The 17,166-nt window shown below is 66.9% G+C and carries 14 protein-coding genes and 1 other RNA gene; 4 read left to right on the forward strand and 11 right to left on the reverse strand.

Features of this window, described 5'->3' with window-relative positions; genetic code table 11:
* Window positions 1–249: 249 nt before the first annotated feature.
* Entirely contained in the window at window positions 250–1,278 is a 1,029-nt protein-coding gene (locus tag PT282_RS05295) for a LacI family DNA-binding transcriptional regulator (RefSeq protein ID WP_277168502.1), read from the forward strand.
* A gap of 109 nt (window positions 1,279–1,387) precedes the next feature.
* On the opposite strand, the gene PT282_RS07570 is transcribed toward PT282_RS05295, so the two are convergent.
* From PT282_RS07570 to hpf, 3 genes are all read right to left on the reverse strand, one after another.
* Window positions 1,388–1,648, reverse strand: a complete 261-nt coding sequence (locus tag PT282_RS07570; RefSeq protein ID WP_308201368.1) for a hypothetical protein — start codon at window positions 1,646–1,648, stop codon at window positions 1,388–1,390.
* A gap of 16 nt (window positions 1,649–1,664) precedes the next feature.
* Entirely contained in the window at window positions 1,665–4,574 is a 2,910-nt protein-coding gene (gene secA, locus PT282_RS05305) for a preprotein translocase subunit SecA (RefSeq protein WP_277168503.1), read from the reverse strand.
* A 345-nt stretch (window positions 4,575–4,919) separates the two neighbouring features.
* Entirely contained in the window at window positions 4,920–5,645 is a 726-nt protein-coding gene (gene hpf, locus PT282_RS05310) for a ribosome hibernation-promoting factor, HPF/YfiA family (protein WP_277168504.1), read from the reverse strand.
* 175 nt (window positions 5,646–5,820) lie between these two features.
* Between hpf and rnpB the strand changes: the two genes are divergently transcribed.
* Window positions 5,821–6,196: RNase P RNA component class A (gene rnpB / locus PT282_RS05315), an RNA gene on the forward strand.
* 92 nt (window positions 6,197–6,288) lie between these two features.
* Here rnpB and PT282_RS07605 read toward each other — a convergent pair.
* From PT282_RS07605 to PT282_RS05350, 7 genes are all read right to left on the reverse strand, one after another.
* A complete protein-coding gene (locus tag PT282_RS07605; protein ID WP_374114142.1) occupies window positions 6,289–7,326 on the reverse strand; it encodes a regulatory protein RecX in 1,038 nt (345 codons plus the stop codon).
* 2 nt (window positions 7,327–7,328) lie between these two features.
* Window positions 7,329–8,495 (reverse strand): recombinase RecA, encoded by a 1,167-nt coding sequence (gene recA, locus PT282_RS05325; protein WP_277168505.1) that lies wholly within the window; start codon window positions 8,493–8,495, stop codon window positions 7,329–7,331.
* Between the two features lie 306 nt (window positions 8,496–8,801).
* Entirely contained in the window at window positions 8,802–9,035 is a 234-nt protein-coding gene (locus PT282_RS05330; RefSeq protein WP_277168506.1) for a DUF3046 domain-containing protein, read from the reverse strand.
* Window positions 9,036–9,153: 118 nt separating this feature from the next.
* Window positions 9,154–9,666 (reverse strand): helix-turn-helix domain-containing protein, encoded by a 513-nt coding sequence (locus PT282_RS05335; protein ID WP_277168507.1) that lies wholly within the window; start codon window positions 9,664–9,666, stop codon window positions 9,154–9,156.
* 68 nt (window positions 9,667–9,734) lie between these two features.
* A complete protein-coding gene (locus tag PT282_RS05340) occupies window positions 9,735–10,298 on the reverse strand; it encodes a nicotinamide-nucleotide amidohydrolase family protein (RefSeq protein WP_280925254.1) in 564 nt (187 codons plus the stop codon).
* Window positions 10,299–10,494: 196 nt separating this feature from the next.
* Window positions 10,495–11,157 carry a CDP-diacylglycerol--glycerol-3-phosphate 3-phosphatidyltransferase gene (gene pgsA, locus PT282_RS05345; protein ID WP_277168508.1) on the reverse strand — a complete coding sequence of 221 codons (663 nt, stop codon included), beginning with the start codon at window positions 11,155–11,157 and terminating at the stop codon, window positions 10,495–10,497.
* A 117-nt stretch (window positions 11,158–11,274) separates the two neighbouring features.
* Window positions 11,275–14,085, reverse strand: a complete 2,811-nt coding sequence (locus tag PT282_RS05350) for a DNA translocase FtsK (protein WP_277168509.1) — start codon at window positions 14,083–14,085, stop codon at window positions 11,275–11,277.
* 116 nt (window positions 14,086–14,201) lie between these two features.
* On the opposite strand from PT282_RS05350, the gene PT282_RS05355 reads away from it, so the two are divergent.
* The gene (locus PT282_RS05355) at window positions 14,202–15,002 is read left to right on the forward strand and encodes a Fic family protein (RefSeq protein ID WP_277168510.1); all 801 of its coding nucleotides are present in this window, start codon (window positions 14,202–14,204) and stop codon (window positions 15,000–15,002) included.
* An 84-nt stretch (window positions 15,003–15,086) separates the two neighbouring features.
* On the opposite strand, the gene miaA is transcribed toward PT282_RS05355, so the two are convergent.
* Entirely contained in the window at window positions 15,087–16,115 is a 1,029-nt protein-coding gene (gene miaA, locus PT282_RS05360; protein ID WP_277168511.1) for a tRNA (adenosine(37)-N6)-dimethylallyltransferase MiaA, read from the reverse strand.
* Between the two features lie 121 nt (window positions 16,116–16,236).
* Here miaA and PT282_RS05365 point away from each other — a divergent pair, with 121 nt between their 5' ends.
* Window positions 16,237–17,001 carry a GTP pyrophosphokinase family protein gene (locus PT282_RS05365; RefSeq protein ID WP_374114143.1) on the forward strand — a complete coding sequence of 255 codons (765 nt, stop codon included), beginning with the start codon at window positions 16,237–16,239 and terminating at the stop codon, window positions 16,999–17,001.
* Window positions 17,002–17,166 lie beyond the last annotated feature (165 nt).

The following is a 17,166-nucleotide window of genomic DNA, read 5'->3' on the forward strand; positions in this document are numbered from 1 at the left end:
GTTGCGTAACGTTGCGCAACATTGCTTTCATGGTATCAAGATATCTCACATTGTCAAATCACGGCCGTCTCCACAGCGGCATGGCCGGCGGGGAGATGAACCTGCCGCTTGGGCCCGACGACGTATAGACTGTTGATAGAAACTGCCGCGCCGTCGACGAACCGCGGACCGCAAGGCTCCACGACCCGGCACGCAACGCAGGCGCAACGGGCAAGGAGCCCGGCTCGGACGAGGACGATAAGGAAAGCCATGGTTTCTCTCTCACAGGTGGCGCGCAAGGCCGGGGTCTCCACCTCCACGGTCTCCCGGTACTTCCACGGGCAGCTGGCGGTCAGGGCCGACACCGAGGAGAAGATCGCCAAGGCCGCCAAGGAGCTGGGCTACGTGCGCCAGTCGTCGCGCTTCGCCGCGAACACCCCCTCCTCCAACACCGAGGTGGCGCTGATCATCCCCGAACTGACCAACCCCTTCTATTCGGCGCTTTCGGACGCGCTGATCACCCGCGCCCAGGCCAACAACCTCGTCCTGGAGATCATGGCCTCCAACCGCCAGGCGCGCATGGAGTCGAAGCTGGTCAACACGGTGGTGCGCTCGGGGCGCTTCGCCGGCCTCATCTACGCCGGCATGCACCGCACCAACGCGGCGCTCAACCACCTCGCCAACTCCGAGACCAAGCTGGTGCTTCTCGACGAGGACATCTCGATCCCCGACAACCCCAAGCCCAACATCGTCGCCGTCGACAACTACTCCGGCGCCTACCAGGCGACCTCCTACCTCATCGGCCTGGGCCACCGCCGCATCGCCCACATCTCCGGGCCCAACAAGCTCAGCACCGCCACCGAGCGCCTGCGCGGCTACAAGGCGGCGCTGAGGGACGCCGGCATCCCCTTCGACTCCAAGCTCGTCTTCTCCGGGCCCTACACCGAGGAGTACGGCGCCAACGTGCTCACCTATCTCATTCAGCTGGAGGAACGGCCCACGGCGGTCTTCGCCGGCTCCGACATCGTGGCAATCGGGCTCATATCGGCCTGCAAGCAGTACTCGATCTCGATCCCCCGCGACCTTTCGGTGGTCGGCTGCGACGGCATCCGCATCGGCAAGTGGCTCCACCCCACGCTCACCACGCTCACCCAGCCCATCGACGACATGGCCTCCGTGGCCTTCAACCTGCTGCTGCAGAGCGACGGGTCGGACGAGCGCCCGCTTGAGAACAACATCCGCCTGCCGCTGACGCTCACCATCGGCGAGTCCGCCGCCAGGGTGCGCCACGCCGGCTGAGACCGTGGATGTCCGCCAGCAGACGCTTGGCATGGCAAAGGCGCGGGAGGGACCGGATCGCTCCGGACACTTCCCACGTCTTTTTCGTATCGATACCTGGGACCGCGCCTCACTCGGCGGCGTTCGCCACCTCGATCCAGCGGTCGAGCAGGTCCATCGCCGCGCCGGAGTCCACCGTTCTCTCGGCGATGGCGTAGGCCGCCTTGAAGCGGTCGCGCAGGCCGGTGTCCGCCTCGACCCGACCGCCACATACCGGCGCATATCCTGTCCCGTGAGCCGAGGAGCTCGCATGCGGACCATCCGTGGCCTCCCGCACGCTCATATACGACGTGTGGCGGGCCAGCCCGAAGGCCGACCCGCCACATGTCATCGAAGCGCCTGCGGGGCTACTTCTTCTCGTTCTGCCCGTGGCACATCTTGTACTTGCGTCCGGAACCGCAGGGGCACGGCGCGTTGCGCGAGGTGCCGGGGAAGGTCCGGCCGTCGGCCCACGGGCTCTTGAGCTCGTCGGACTTCGGGCGCTTGTTCGGCGCGATCTTGGCGTCGGCGTGGCTCAGCGGCGCGGGGCCGACGATGCCGGCGGCCTCGCCCTTCCTGCCGGATTCCTCGCCGGCGGCCTGCTCCTCGTCGGCATCCTCGTCGGCGGCATCCGGATCGGCGGGCGCGGAGGTGACGGTGGCCGACGGTTCCTCGGCCTCGTCGGTCGCGCCGTCAACGGCCTCGACCGCCTCGTCGACGGCCTGGTCCGTCTCGCTCGTCTCCTCGTCCTGGGTCTCGGCGTCCTCGCTCTTGGCGACCTGCTCGATGTCGACGTGGAAGAGCAGCTGCACGCTCTCCTCCTTGATGGCGTCGATCATCTTGTTGTACATCTGGTAGCCCTCGCGCTGGTACTCGACCAGCGGGTCGCGCTGGCCCATGCCACGCAGGCCGATGCCGTCCTTGAGATAGTCCATCTCGTAGAGGTGCTCGCGCCACTTGCGGTCGAGCACGGCGAGCACCACGCGGCGCTCGAGCTGGCCGAGGCCGTCCTCGCCGATCTGGTCCTTGAAGCCCTCGTACTGCTCCTTGGCGTCGTCGTAGAGCAGGTCCTGCAGGGCCTTGGCGGCCTTGTCGCCCTTGAGCCCCTCGGTGGCCTTCTTGGCGTCCTCCTGCTCGACGCCCACCGGGTAGACGCTCTTGAGCGCCTCGAAAAGCCCCTTGAAGTCCCAGTCGCCGGGCTTGTCGCTGCCGTTGTTGGCGCCCTTGATGTAGCTGCCGATCGTCTCGGAGATGAAGCGCAGGACGTCCTTGTGGATGTCGACGCCGCGCAGCACGGCCTGGCGCTCCGCGTAGATGACCTTGCGCTGCTTGTTCATCACGTCGTCGTATTTCAGGACGTTCTTACGCATCTCGAAGTTGCGCGACTCCACGGACTTCTGCGCGGCGCGCACGCCCTTGGAGACGCTCTTGGACTCGATGGGCTCGCCCTCCGGCAGGCCCTTCGACATCACGCGGGCCACCAGCTGGGTGTTGAAGAGGCGCATCAGGTCGTCCTGCAGGCTCAGGTAGAAGCGGGACTCGCCCGGATCGCCCTGTCGGCCGGAACGGCCGCGCAGCTGGTTGTCGATGCGGCGGGACTCGTGGCGCTCGGTGCCCAGCACGTAGAGGCCGCCGAGCTTGGTGACCTCCTCGTGCTCGTCCTTGGCCTGCTCCTTCATCTCGGCCAGGGTGCCGGGCCAGCGCTTCTCGTACTCCTCCGGGGTGTCGTCGGCGGAATAGCCCTCGCCCTTGAGCTTCTGGTCGGCGAGGAACTCGACGTTGCCGCCGAGCATGATGTCGGTGCCTCGGCCGGCCATGTTGGTGGCCACGGTGACCGCGCCCTTGCGTCCGGCGACGGCGACGACCGCCGCCTCCTTCTCGTGGTGCTTGGCGTTGAGGACCTGGTGGGGAATCTTGGCCACGTCGAGCAGCGAGGAGACGACCTCGGAGGACTCGACGGAGGCGGTGCCCAGCAGCACCGGCTGACCCTTGCGGTAGCGCTTCGCCACATCCTTGATGATGGCGGTGAGCTTCTCCTTCTTGGTGCGGTAGATCAGGTCGTCGTTGTCGATGCGGATCATCGGCTTGTTGGTCGGGATCGGCAGCACGCCCAGCTTGTAGGTGTTCATGAACTCGGCGGCCTCGGTCTCGGCGGTGCCGGTCATGCCAGCGAGCTTGTCGTACATGCGGAAGTAGTTCTGCAGGGTGATGGTGGCGAAGGTCTGGTTCTCGGCCTTGACCTCCACGCCCTCCTTGGCCTCGATGGCCTGGTGCAGGCCCTCGTTGTAGCGGCGGCCGGGCAGCACGCGGCCGGTGTGCTCGTCGACGATGAGCACCTCGCCGCCGGTGACGACGTAGTCCTTGTCGCGCAGGAAGAGCTCCTTGGCCTTGATGGCGTTGTTGAGGTAGCCGATCAGCGCGGTGTTGCTGGGCTCGTAGAGGTTGTCGATGCCCAGGAAGTCCTCCACCTTGGTGATGCCCGGGTCGAGGATGCCGACGACCTTCTTCTTCTCGTCGACCTCGTAGTCCTCGTCGCGGGTGAGCTTGGTGACGAGCTTGGCGAACTGGCGGTACCAGCGGGTCACGCCGCCCTCGGCCGGCCCGGAGATGATCAGAGGCGTACGGGCCTCGTCGATGAGGATGGAGTCGACCTCGTCGACGATGGCGTAGTGGTGGCCGCGCTGCACCAGCTCGCCCTTGTCCCAGGCCATGTTGTCGCGCAGGTAGTCGAAGCCGAACTCGTTGTTGGTGCCGTAGGTGATGTCGGCCTGGTACTGCTTGCGGCGCTCGGCGGGCTTCTGGTCGGTGATGATGCAGCCGACATCCATCTTCAGGAAGCGGAAGATACGGCCCATCAGCTCGCTCTGGTAGCTGGCGAGGTAGTCGTTGACGGTCACGACGTGCACGCCCTCGCCGCTCAGGGCGTTGAGGTAGGAGGGAAGCGTGGCGACCAGGGTCTTGCCTTCGCCGGTCTTCATCTCGGCGATGTTGCCCCAGTGCAGGGCCGCGCCGCCCATCAGCTGCACGTCGAAGTGGCGCTGGCCCAGCGTGCGCTTGGAGACCTCGCGCACCGTGGCGAACGCCTCCGGCATCAGCTTGTCGAGGTCCTCGCCGTTGTCGAGACGCTCCTTGAATTTCGCCGTCTGGCCGGCGAGCTCCTCGTCGCTCAGCGCCGCGATCTCATCCTCGTGCGCATTGGTCGCTTTGGCCACGTTCTCGAGCTTCTTGAGCTGATGGCCTTCGCCCATACGCAGGGCCTTGTCGACGATATCTACCAATTTCGCTCCCTAGTTCGTTTCCCATAAACGAGCAAGACCGAGTAATTGCACTCGGCACAGACTATTCCACATTCTACGCGACGGCACAGATTTTCGGCTTCGTTCCAGCGCTTTCGCTCCCGGGCGCGCGGCTCGCCGTTCTTTCGCTTGCTCTTCCGTCGCTTACCAGTGCGCATGCGTGCCATCGGGCCATGACGGCATGAAAGGGCCCGCCGGCCTGTTGGTTGGCCGGCGGGCCCGGTGCCTCCTGGAACGGCGGGACGGAAGAGACCTCCTTGACGCGGAATCAAATCTCCCGTCCCATTCCTTATCGGCTCATCGCGTTATCCATTCGGACATTCACCTTCACATCGCATCCTTGGGAGCGGCGCCGGCGGCCTTGACGTGCTCGGCGGTGTCGATCTCGAAGACGCCGTAGCTCCAGCCGTGGCGGCGGTAGACGACTGAGGGACGGTTGGTCTCCTTGTTGACGAAGAGGAAGAAGTCGTGGCCGATGAGCTCCATCTCGTAGAGCGCCTCGTCGATCGACATCGGTTCGGCGATGTGCAGCTTGCGGCGGATGACGATCGGGGTGTCGCCCACCTGCACCTCCACGGACTGGCCGGGGCCGAGGTCGGAGGAGACGGCCTCCTGCGGGCTGTCGGTGACGGGGGCCGGCGGCTTCGGCTCCCCCGGCTCGGCATCCTGCATCTGCGGAGGCTCCGGCTTGACCGGCTCGTCCAACGGCAGGACCCCCTTGTCGACGATCTTGCGCGAGTCGCGGCGGCGACGGGTCATCTTGCGGTCCTTGGCGCGGCGCAGGCGCAGCGTCAGCTTGTCGAGCGCGATATCGAGGGCGCTGAACTCGTCGGAGCTCGACGCCTCGGCGCGCACCACCGTCGCCCCGTCGATGACCGTGATCTCGACGCGCTTGGCGGTGTCGGCCTGCCTGGGATTGCCCTCACGGCTCACCACGATCTCCGCGCGCTGCGCGCGGGGCGCGATGCCGGTCACACGATTCATTTTGGTTTCGACGACATCGCGGAACTTCTGGCTTACCTGCATATGACGCCCGGTGACGATGATATCCATGTGGACCTCCTGGTCAATCAGCGACCCGAAGGCCGCTTACGTGCCGATGGCCTCGATGCCATCGGTGCTTCCAGTCTAGACGACACGCTGCGGGCGGGGCGGAACCTGGCCGGATAATACGCCATTCGCTTGCTTGGGGCCGCAGGTGCGCAGTGGTTTGCTACAATTGAAATCTTGAGACCTCTTGATGACCGCGGCTGCGTTCGGCGCAGCTGAGGAACTTCCGGGCTCCACAGGGCACGATGGCGGACAACATCCGCCCAGGGCGACCTGAGAGCAAGCGCAGCAGAGAACAGACCGCCCGGCTTCGGCCGGGTAAGGGTGAAACGGCGGTGTAAGAGACCACCGGGCCTCTGGCAACAGCAGGCCGCATGGCAAGCCTCATCGGGAGCAAGGCCAAGCAGAAGGCACGTCGGATGCCACATCCGGCAGGGGCTGCCCGCCCCGCCTTCGGGTAGGCCGCTAGAGCCTGGCGGCGACGTCAGGTCGAGATGGATGGTCATCCGTGCGCAACAGCACGACAGAACCCGGGGTATAAGGGGTCTCACCACACTTCACAGGCAGCGATGCGCACGCGGGCACGGCCGCCCGCCGCTTTGAGCCGACCGCCATCACCTCGGCCAAGTCCCGCCCCTCAGATGGCTCAGTCGGCGTTCCCACCGTCGAAGAGCTCATGGGCCACACGGCGCAGCGCCTCGGGATCGTGGCCCTTGCGGCCTCCGGCGGACCAGAACCGGCGACGGCGCACCTGCCGGTCCAACCCCTCGGTCTTGGCGGCCATCCTGCGGCCGAGCTGCCATACGCTGTCCTCGAAGACGCCCTGCTCGCGGGCCTCGGCCACCACCTGCGAGGCCAGATGGTCCTCGACGCCCTTGCGCCTCAGCTCCATCAGGGAACCACGGGCGCCGAGCATCCTCGACGAGCAGGCGCGGATGACCGAGCGCGCGTAATCCTCGTCGTCGATCAGATGGATCTCGACCAGACGGTCGACCACCTGTTGGGAGACGACCGGGTCGTAGCCCTTGGTCACAAGCCGCTTGACCAGCGCGCCGGAGGAACGGGCGGCGGCGTCGAGCAACGTCAGCGCGGCCTCGCGGCACGCCTCGACGTCCGCGGGGTCATCGGGGACACGCCTCACCGGAGCGCCGGTGCGGTACCGCTTGCGCGACTTCCCGCGCCCCCATGATCCACGGCGGTATTTCCCGCGTCTGACTGGCTGTTCGTCATCGTCCAGACTGCCGCCGAAACCGCTGGTGTAGGCGCTGGTGATCGCGACCGCATGGGTGGGCGACGCGCTGCGTCTGCGCTTGCGCGCATGCTCCCGCGATTCCTTGTCTTCGCTCAGCGATGACGGCGTCCGACCGTGCGAACCATTGCCGCCATACGATGACGGCCTCCGCACCCGCGAGCCGTTGCCGCCACGGGATGGCGATTCCCAGCCATACGAGCCATCGTCCTCTTGCCTGTCGGAGACCTGCGTCCATGACTGTCCCGCCGAACCGGCTCTCCCCCGGCCTTCCGAACCGAGCGAATCAGGTTCTCTGGCCATGGCATCCGACGACCGGCGCACGGCGTCATCGCCGCCAGATTGGCGCGCGGCGCGTCCACCGGGTCGCGCAGGGCCGTCATCCTCGCCCTGGGGGACGGGATGGCGGCCCAGGAAATCCTCGACGCTGATCACGGTCAGGCTTCGCTTGCGCCGGCCTTGGCGTCATCATTCGCCGAGGCCTCGGCGGAAGCGTCGGACCCGCCCTCGGTGCCTTCCCCGTCGCCGTCGGCGGAGTCGTCGGGGATGATGCCGTACTTCACCTTGACCTTGTGCTCGATCTCGTCGGTGAGCGCCGGGTTGTCCTTGAGGAACTGGCGCACGTTCTCGCGTCCCTGCCCCAGCTGGTCGCCCTCGTAGGTGAACCAGGAGCCGGACTTCTTGACGACGTCGCACTGGATGGCCATGTCGAGCACGGAGCCCTCCTTGGAGATGCCCTCGCCGTAGAGGATGTCGAACTCGGCAAACTTGAAGGGCGGGGCCATCTTGTTCTTGACGACCTTGACCTTGGTGCGGTTGCCCACCGCCTCGTCGCCGTTCTTGAGGGTCTGGATGCGCCTGATGTCGAGGCGCACCGAGGCGTAGAACTTAAGCGCCTTGCCGCCGGTGGTGGTCTCCGGACTGCCGAAGAACACGCCGATCTTCTCGCGCAGCTGGTTGATGAAGATGGCCGTGGTGCCGGACTGGGCCAGCGCGCCGGCCATCTTGCGCAGCGCCTGGCTCATGAGCCTGGCCTGCAGGCCGACGTGGCTGTCGCCCATCTCGCCCTCGATCTCGGCCTTGGGCACCAGGGCGGCCACCGAGTCGATGACCACGATGTCGAGCGCGCCGCTGCGCACCAGCATGTCGGCGATCTCGAGCGCCTGCTCGCCGTTGTCGGGCTGGGAGATGATCAGGGAATCGGTGTCGACCCCGAGCTTCTTGGCGTAGACCGGGTCGAGCGCGTGCTCGGCGTCGATGTAGGCCGCCACACCGCCGCCCTTCTGCGCGTTGGCCACCGCATGCAGCGCCAGCGTGGTCTTGCCGGAGGACTCCGGACCGTAGATCTCCACGATCCTGCCGCGCGGCAGCCCGCCGATGCCCAGCGCCATGTCGAGGGCGAGCGAGCCGGTGGGGATGACCTCGACGTTCTGCACGGGCTTGTCGCCCAGCCGCATGGCCGACCCCTTGCCGAAGCTCTTCTCGACCTGCTTGAGCGCGGTGTCGAGCGCGGCCTGCCTACGCGGGTCGATCTCCTGGCCCTTGGCCTCGCCGATCTTGAGGTTCTTGACCTTGCCGTCTTTCGATGTGTTCTTCTGTGCCATTCGTTCTCCTTGAGCGTTCGTTTGCCTTGCGCTTCCCACCCTACGGGGGCGGATTACGGCCACACAAGCCAAACGGGGTTATGTGGTCGAACGGTTGGCATTTCGACACGCCGTGATTTTCCGGGCTTTTCGAACCAACAGACCACAAGACACCAACGTTGCCTCATGCTTTCTTCCCAACAGTATATATCCATATGCGAACATTTGTTCGAATATATCCGCGGAATCGAATCAGATTGTGGATAACTTTCCGCGCGCCCGGCGAACCGGCCCGCGCCAGCCTGCCGAAACCCCCGGCGACCCCGTCTAACGGGCCGGCATCGGCGGCGCGTTGTGGTCCTTGCCCCAGCGTTTCCCGTCGGGAACCTGGAGCTGGTCGCACAATACGTTCCAGACGACGCGCGGCTCCACGCCGGCCGCGAGCGCCTGGACGACCGTCATGCCGTCGAGCTTGGTCAGCACCTGGTCCTGGGCGATCGAGCGGCCGTAGGCATGGCCGAGGACCTCGTCGAGCAATTGCCAGAATTCACGTTCACGCACGTCCCCAGCATACCGGGCAAACACGAAAACCGAAACCGCCCGCGCCGCAACGCAAAAGGCCCTCCGCCATCACGACGAAGGGCCAATCGAAAAGCAAACCGCGGTTTGCCGGCGGCGCTCAGACCTCGGAGGAATCGAGGTAGTCGGCCACCAGGCGCAGCATCTGCGAGGTGCTCAGTCCCAGCGATTCGGCGATGGACGCCAGCAGCTCGGAGCTCGCCTCCTTCTGCCCGCGCTCGACCTCGGAAAGGTAGCCGAGCGAGACCCCGGCCTTCTCGCTGACCTCGCGCAGGGTCTTGTGGTCGCGGGTGCGCAGGTCGCGCAGCACATGGCCGATCGCCTCGCGCAGCGAGATGTCGCGGCCGTCGGCGCTCTCCTCGTGCCGGCGCGACATCATGCGCGGCTTGGAACGCTCGTTGTCCTCTTCCTGCCACATCCGGTTGAGGGCGGCCTGGCGCTCGTCCTTGGCCTTCTTCGCCGCCCGGGCCTTCAACACCTGCTGCTGCGCGAACGCGACCGCACGCTTCTGGGCCGGGGTCAGATCCTTGTTGCGCGCGTCATCCGGGCGCTGCGAATCCATCGAAACCGTGTTCATCCTCATCCGCTCCTGTGTACGAGTCATTGTCTCCATTACGCCACCCTCTTTCTGCAATTACGCTACTTACGTGATTCACTATGCCTAACAGCCCTGAGCGTAAATTATTCCTTATTCATGACTGTGAGACGCGTCACAGCGTACAGAACATTGAGTACCGTCAGCCGGCGGATGCGTTCCCTGGAGCCGGAAAGACGCAGCTCGAACGCCTTGGCACGCGCCGCCCCTCCCCTTACGCACGGCGGGATGCGCACGCCTATGTAGACCAGGCCCGCGGGCTTGTCGCCGTCGGGGCCGGGACCGGCCACGCCCGTGGTCGACAGGCCGATGACACGGCCATGATATTCCGGCTGGTCGTAGAGATCGGCGGTCGATTGCGCCATCTGACACGCCACCTCGGGATGGACCGCGCCCTCGCGCTTGAGCAAGCCGGCGTCGACGCCCAGCAGCGAGGCCTTGGCGGCGATGTCGTAGGTGACCGCGGAGCCCAGGAAGACATCGGAGGCGCCGGGGATGCGGACGAAGGCGTCGGCGAGCAGGCCGCCGGTGAGCGATTCGGCCGAGGCGACCCTCATCTCGTTGCCGCGGCACCATTCGAGCACGCGCGCGGCCATGGCGTCGCACTCCCGCTCGATGCCGGCGATGTCGCCCTCGTCGATGACCCCCATCGCTTCCACCGCCTCGTTGGCGTCCTCATTGGCATCCATGGCCCGCTCCTTACCGATCCGTCGACGCCGCGCACGGCGGCCGTCAACCCGAGCTTACCCCGAAAAGCCAACGGCCGCCGACGCGCACATGCACGACGACGGCCGGTCGGACGCCACGGGCCGGGCTGCCCGGGCACCGTGGCGACTGTGGCTTGGATCAGGCTTCCTTGCGGGCGCGGCTGACGTTGCGCAGGTAGATGTAACCGGAATAGAGGCACAGCAGCAGCGCCACGAAGATCAGGATGTAGGTGGCCCAATAGTAGACGCTCCACCACAGCGGCGCCCCCACGCCGAGGCCAAAGAGCGCCGAGGGGACCGTGCGGTCCGGCGAGAGCGTCCACACCGGCATCAGCAGCATGCCCAGGCCGATGCACTGGGTGAGCGTCTTGTATTTGCCGGCTTTGGCGGCGGCGATGACCTTGCCGCCGGTGTCGATGACGAAGAAGCGCATGACCGTGATGCCGACCTCTCGGATGAGGAAGAGGGCGGTGATCCACCAGCTGACCTCGCCGAAGGCGGAGGCGACGATGAGCGCCGAGCAGGTCAGGAGCTTGTCGGCGATGGGATCCATCAGCTTGCCCAGCTCGGTGACCTGGTTGTAGGTGCGCGCCATCCAGCCGTCGAGCTTGTCGGTCGAGGCGGCGACGATGAACAGGATCGCGGCGGTGAAACGCAGCCACGGGTTGCCGGTGCCCCACGGACCGGCCGCGATGTCGGCCCAGAGGAAGATCAGGACCAGGACGATACGGGTATAGGTGACCAGGTTGGGCGGGCTGTTCCAGCCATCGAGCAGCGACTGATGTTCATCTCGTTCTTGCATAGGATTCACCTTAGCGCAGCGGCGATACCGACACACAGCCCGGCCGCCCAGCGCGCCCGCTTGGACAGTCCGTCTCCATCCAAGACACCGGAGAAGCCGTCGGACGGAAGATCGCGCTCAGGCCGCGTCCGCCACACCCGCGGAACCGCCTGCGACAGCGGCGGCGCTAGACCCGATCGAGGAGGTCTTGCCCTGAATGAAGTCGAGGACCTGGGGCAGGTCCTGCGGCTGGACCAGCACCTCGCGCGCCTTGGAGCCCTCGGAGGGGCCGACCACGCCGCGCGACTCCAGGAGGTCCATCATACGGCCGGCCTTGGCGAAACCGATGCGCAGCTTGCGCTGCAGCATCGAGGTGGAGCCGAACTGCGTGGTGACCACCAGCTTGGCCGCCTCCAGCAGCGTGTCCATGTCGTCGCCGATCTCTTCGTCAGGATGGGCCTCGCGCTCCTCGGCCTGCTGGGCCATCTGCTCGATGTCCTCGCGGTAGTGCGGCTTGCGCTGGGTGCGCACGAACTCGACGGCCTGGCGGATCTCGGACTCGCCGACCCAGGAGCCCTGCACGCGGATCGGCTTGGCCGAGCCCATCGGCAGGAAGAGGGCGTCGCCCTGGCCGATCAGCGACTCGGCGCCCGTGGCGTCGAGGATGACGCGCGAGTCGGTGGCCGAGGAGGTGGCGAAGGCCAGGCGCGAGGGGATGTTGGCCTTGATCAGGCCGGTGATCACGTCGACCGAGGGGCGCTGGGTGGCCAGCACCAGGTGCACGCCCGCGGCTCGCGCCAGCTGGGTGATGCGCTGGATGGAGCTTTCGACGTCGTTCTTGGCCAGCATCATCAGGTCGGCCATCTCGTCGACGACCACGACGATGTAGGGGTAGGGAGCGACCTTGCGCTTCGAGCCGAGCGGGGCGTGGACCTTGCCCGCGCGCACGGCCTTGTTGAAGTCCTTGATATGGCGGAAGCCGAAGAACTGCAGGTCGTCGTAACGGGCGTCCATCTCCTTGACGACCCATTCCAGCGCCTGCGCGGCCTTCTTGGGGTCGGTGATGATCGGCGTCAGCAGGTGTGGGATGCCGGCATAGGCGGAGAGCTCCACGCGCTTGGGGTCGACCATGATCAGGCGGACTTCCTCGGGGGTGGCGCGCATGATGATCGAGGTGAGCATGGAGTTGATGAAGCTGGACTTGCCGGATCCGGTGGCGCCGGCGACCAAGAGGTGCGGCATCTTGGTGAGGTCGGCGGTGACGAAATGGCCCTCGACGTCCTTGCCGACGCCGGCGAGCATCGGGTTGGGGTCGTTCCTGGCCTTGTCGCTGCGCAGCACGTCGCCCAGGTGCACGATCTCGCGGTCGACGTTGGGGATCTCGATGCCGATGGCGGACTTGCCGGGGATCGGCGAGAGGATGCGCACGTCGGTGGAGGCCACGGCGTAGGCGATGTTGCGTCGCAGGTTGGTGACCTTCTCGACCTTGACGCCGGGGCCGAGCTCGACCTCGTACTGGGTCACCGACGGGCCACGCAGGAAGCCGACGACCTTGGCGTCGACGTGGAACTGCTGGAAGGTGGCACCCAGGGCGCGGATGACGTTGTCGTTGGCCTTGGTGCGGGTGGCGTGCGGCTTGCCGTGGACCAGGATGTCGAGGCTGGGCAGCTGGTAGGGAGCCTCCGGTTCGGTCGGAGCGTCGTCCGCGCCGCCGGATGGCGTGGCCTTCGCATCGCCGCCCGCGGCCCCGCTGGGATCGTAGAAGCTGTTGGCCACGGAGGGGCCGAGGTTGGCCGCTCCCCCGGGCACGCCCTTGACCAGCGCCGGCGAGACGCTGCCATCCTCGTCGATGGCCGACCACGGATCGGGTTGGGACGTTTCGCTGTCATCGCTGCCACCGGCATGCGAGACGGGTTGGGTGGAGGCGACGGCCGGCATCGACGCGGACGGCATGGGCGCGGTAGCCGGGCCGGAGGCGGAGGCGTTGGTGATCTCGCCGGTGACCGGGTCTACGATGGGCGTCTCGTCGGTCTGGCCGTTGAGGTCGGCCGCCCTGTCGAAGGCCTCGTCGCCGGCATACCGCTCGAGCTTCGCCACGCCGTCGTCGTCGGCGCCATGGCCGAAGATCCGGGAGAAGAACGCGCCTATGCCATGCCTGCGCGGGCGGGAGGCGTCATCGGCCGCACCGTCGTCGTCACCGTCGTGCGTGGGCACGCCCTCGGCGAGTTCCAACGTTCCCTCACCGACACGGACCTCGTTCGGGAACCGCTCCTGATCGTCGTCGAACTCGTCGCCGTCACCGTCACCGGACTTGCCGTCGCGACGCCGCCGCCACGAGTCATGCATCCGCTCGGCGAACTGGGAGATGTCGAGCCTGGCGATGAGCACGAGCGCGAACGCCGCCACCACCACGAAGATGAGCACGGCGAAGATGCGGGAGAGCCCCCATGCCAACGGAGAGCCGAGCACGAAGCCGAGGATGCCGCCGGCCCGGCGCAGCACCGTCATGTTGAAGCGGTGCGAGGGCGCGGCGACGATGGCGTCGACGATCGAGCAGATGGAGAAGAGCAGCAGCGCGCAGCCGATGACCACACGCAGGCTGCCCTTGTGCTTCTCCGGGTCGAGCAGCAGGCCGACCGCCGAGACGACCAGGAAGACCGGGAGCACCACGCTCATCACGCCGAGCACGCCCGCGGCCAGCATGTGCAGCCAGCGGCCGAGGAACCCGTCGACGCGGAACCATTCGGAGGCGCAGAACATGATGGCGAGGATGAGCAGCACGAAGAAGCCGGCGATGCGGCACTGCTTGGGGTACCGGCGCCAGAACGGGCCGTCCGCCGGCATCACCTTGGTGGTGTCGTCCGCCTTGCCGGCTCGCCGGGAGGACCCTTTGGCCTTGCCGCCACGGGTCTTTTTGGATGTGCCGCTCGATTTCGCTCTACGTACCATAACATGTGCGATTCTACGTCATGCCCCGCCCTTGCGGCCAACGGGGGCAACGGCTCGCGGCGCCTGACTCCGGCACAACCGGCGCGGCCGAGGGGCCGGGGACCTAAGATGGCGGTATGACCCCTGCAGAACGCGCGAGTGCCGTGGCATTCACCTACAAGAACTGCGAGCTTTCCCAATTGCGCCCGGGCCGGCCCATGGTCGCGGCGACGAACCACTACCAGCGCGGCGATCACGGCGTCGAACGGCTCCTGGAGGCCGCGGAATCCGGCGCTTCGCAACATGCCGGGCAGGACCGGGGCGCAAGTACCGCGACCTCAGGCACTGCCAACGCGGGCACCGCCAACGCCACCAACGCTGCCGCCGACCGGTCCACGCTGCTGGCCGACCGCGTCTTCGCGCGCTCGGTCCGCGCGGTGGAAATGGGCTGGCTCGAGGACGGCGGCCTCGGCGAGCTCAGGTCGATCCACCGCAGGATATTCGTGGGCGCCAGGCCCGGCGCGGGCGAGCTGCGGCGCCACGACCGGCCGGAAACGCCGTATTTCCCGGCGACGCTGATCGAGACGGGCGCGGCCAATATCGTCGCCTCTCTCGCCGAGCGGCGGCGCGGCATCACCGCCAACAGGACCACTTTCATTCGTGCGCTGGCGCGTCTGGCCGACGAGCTGACCACGCTGCGTCCCTTCGACTACGGCAACGACATGGTGCTGCGCATCTTCGTCTCCCGCTTCGCACACACCAACGGCTGGGACCTCGACTGGGGCCCGGTCCGGCGCGACGACTACCTGCGGGCCAAGGCCATGACGCTCGACGCCGACACCGGCGGCTTCCTCCGGCTCTTCGACGCGATCGCGCGGCCGGCCAACCTGACCCGCGTCTTCCTGATCGCCGGCTGGGACCAGGGCCCCGCCCACTGAGCGCGCGCAAAGCCTATCGCGACAACGGAGTTTTCGATCGTTTCGCCTGCGCCGAACCAGCCGCCAACGCCTTGGACCGATGACCTATGCGGCGATGTCGCCCAGATGGTGCGTGACGTGGCGCCGGTCGGCGTCCGCGTCGGCCCCGTCGTACTCCCCCGCGTCGGCACGCTCCACCACCGCGAGCGCCTTGGCCGTCAGATCGCCGTCAAGGGCGTCGAGCCAGTGGATGCGCGGGTCGCGGCCGAACCAGCCCATCTGCTTGCGGGCCAGGCGCTTGGTCTTCTGCGCGATGTCGGCGAACGCCTCGTCCTCGCCGATCTCCCCGTCGAGGAAACGGCCGATCTGCTGGTAGCCCAGGGCGCGGGCGGCGGTCACGCTCAGCGATCCGCGCAGCCGGCGCACCTCGTCGACGAACCCCTGCTCGCGCATCTGCCGGGTGCGGATGTCGATGCGCCGGTCGAGCGCCTCGCGCGGCAGGTCGAGCCCGATCTGCACGGAGGGGATGACGTAGCGGTAGCGCGGCAGGCTGGCGGAATAGGGGCGGCCGGTCACCTCGATGACCTCGAGCGCGCGGATGGTGCGGCGCGGGTTGTGCGGGTCCATGCGCTCGGCGGCCTCGGGGTCCTTCGCCTTCAGTTCGTCGAACAGCGCTCCCGGCCCCTCGTCTTTCTCGCGCCGTTCGAGCCGGGCGCGCACCTGCGGGTCCGTGCCGGGAAAGCTGATGTCGTCGATGGCGGCGCGGGCGTAGAGCCCGGAACCGCCGACCAGGATCGGGCGCACCCCCCTCGCCTCCAGCTCGGCGACCTTGCCCCTCGCCAGGCCCTGGAACCGGGCCACGCTCATCGTCTCGTCCGGGCCGATGATGTCGATGAGGTGGTGCGGCACGGCGGCGCGCTCGGCGGCGCTGGCCTTGGCGGTGCCCACGTCCATGCCGCGGTACATCTGGTAGGCGTCGGCGTTGACGATCTCGGCCTTCTCGCCCCGGCCTGCGAGCGCGCGGGCGAGCGCGATGCCCAGTCCCGTCTTGCCCGAGGCGGTGGGGCCGATGATGGAGACGACCCTGCGCCCCGCGCCCCCGTCGCCTTGCGTGCCTCGTCCTGTGCTGTCCATAAGCAGCGATTGTAGGAGACGGCCTCCACACCACGTTTCCGCCGCAGCATATGCCCGCATTCCCCGCCGATGTCCAGAAGATTCCCAGCCGGGCGGCAGCCCACAGGCTATGATGGGAATTGTGATACTCGATCGACATGAACGCATCAATACCTCGGAGATCCAGGCGAGGCTCGAGAAAGCGACGAAGAACGGCAACGGCGCCGGGGTCGGAACCCTCTTCCCCCGCGAGCAGATCGACGAATTCATCGACATGATGCAGGTCTACGAAGGCGCGATGTACGAGATCAGCACGAAGCTGGAGGTGCTCGACAGCGAGTTCCACGTCCACTTCTCGCACGACCCGATCCACCATATGGAACGTCGCCTCAAATCCGTCAATTCCATCCTCGGCAAGCTGCAACGCCGCAAGCTGCCGCTCTCGACCGAGGCGATACGCGACAACCTCTTCGATGTGGCCGGCATCCGCGTGATCTGCAACTACCGCGACGACGTCTATTCGGTGGCCAACTACCTTTCCAGCCAGTCCGACATCCAGGTGCTGCGCGTCAAGGACTACATCAAGAACCCCAAGCCCAACGGCTACCGCAGCCTGCACGTGATCTACGCGGTGCCGGTCTTCCTCTCCACCGGCGAGCACTACACCCCGGTCGAGGTCCAGTTCCGCACCATCGCCATGGATTACTGGGCGAGCCTGGAGCACGCGCTACGCTACAAGTCCGACCTGCCCGACGCCAAGTTCAGCGAGCACTCCCAGACGCTGCTCGACTGCGCGCGCAGCCTGCAGAACATCGAGACGCAGATGCAGAACATCCACCGCGACATCAACGGCGCCCCGCAGCAGGAGGAGGCCCCGACCTCGCAGGCCTTCGACCCCAAGCAATAAGTCTGTCCCGGTGCCATCCGGCGCTCCCTCCCCTCGGCTTCCGGCCGGGTCGGGGAACGCCCGGCCGGAAGCCGGCCGTTCCCACCATCCTCGCTGTTCACACTCAGCCAATTGCCAGCGGCCGCCGATAGACTCTGTGCATAATGAGACAGGCAAGGTCATCGA

Origin of the sequence: Bifidobacterium sp. ESL0763 (genome assembly GCF_029433395.1) — a bacterium.
GTDB lineage: Bacteria > Actinomycetota > Actinomycetes > Actinomycetales > Bifidobacteriaceae > Bifidobacterium.